This is a genomic window from Bacillus sp. AFS012607, assembly GCF_002558005.1.
GTDB lineage: Bacteria > Bacillota > Bacilli > Bacillales > Bacillaceae_G > Bacillus_A > Bacillus_A thuringiensis_S.
In genome coordinates this window covers 1-900 of record NZ_NTVM01000052.1, presented here as the reverse complement: position 1 = coordinate 900, position 900 = coordinate 1, and the positions used below count along the sequence as shown (strand labels likewise).

The following is a 900-nucleotide window of genomic DNA, read 5'->3' as shown; positions in this document are numbered from 1 at the left end:
CTTTTCTTTACCTTTGGTGGTGCTTCTTTCTTTTTTCTAGATAAAAAACCTAAAAGTTTTGGATTTTTCTTTTTCGAATCGTCTTTCTTTGGCTTTTCTTTCTTCTGTTTTTTTACTTTTGGTTCTACTTTTGGTTCTACTTTTGGTTCTACCTTTGGTTCTACCTTTGGTTTTTCTTCTTTCTTTTTGTCGGGTACCACCTTCACAATTTCTTTTGGTTCAGAAATTGATTCTTTTACATTTTTTTCGTTAAATCGAAATGCATTTTTCTTCGGTCTTTCTAGTTGTTTTGGCTTTTCTTTCTCTACATCTTTTTCGCTGAATAACGCCATATGTGATCCCTCCCTTATTGATCGTTGTCAATGGCGCAATATGCACCTTTCCTTCTTAGCAAAGTAATAATCAATACTTCATACATTCGTTTTTGAGGATTCGTACTTGGTCGCCAAATCATGATAATTGCAATAGCTACCATGAAAAGAATAAATGGTAACTGAAAGGACTCATGTACGAAGTTCCTAAGAATCATCGTTACAACTAATAAACCAATTAATAAAAAGAAATCTATTAAATAAAGCACTTTATTAATCCGTAATTCTGTACTGATTTCCTTCGGAATCCGATAGCTTCTCATCGGGATTCCCTCCTTTTCGACAATAAAAAATAAGCGTACGATTACGCTTATTTTTTATCCGTATTCTTTTTATTTTTGTTTACAATATCTCTCCAACTTTTACCCGTATTTTGACCCATNNGTGTTTCTTGACCTCTACTTGCTGCCACTTCTTTATCACTTTCATAAGGAATAATTGGGCTACTATGTGTCACCGTTACGATGTCGGCTGATACCGGGCTACTTCCGCTTGGTACTGATTTTGGCGTTTCCATTGGTGCCGGGCT

1 protein-coding gene and 2 pseudogenes are annotated in these 900 nt (G+C 35.2%); all 3 read right to left on the bottom strand.

The annotated features are described in order from the left end of the window. A pseudogene (locus tag CN409_RS30065) lies at positions 1-332 on the bottom strand (hypothetical protein); the annotation flags it as partial. A gap of 14 nt (positions 333-346) precedes the next feature. After that, positions 347-634, bottom strand: a complete 288-nt coding sequence (locus CN409_RS30060; RefSeq protein WP_001258281.1) for a DUF5592 family protein — start codon at positions 632-634, stop codon at positions 347-349. Positions 635-681: 47 nt separating this feature from the next. Continuing rightward, positions 682-900: pseudogene (locus CN409_RS30055) on the bottom strand (hypothetical protein); the annotation flags it as partial.

Excerpts from the sequence above, each read along its gene's own strand:
- CN409_RS30060 (WP_001258281.1), bottom strand. The coding sequence starts at position 634 with ATGAGAAGCTATCGGATTCCGAAGGAAATCAGTACAGAATTACGGATT.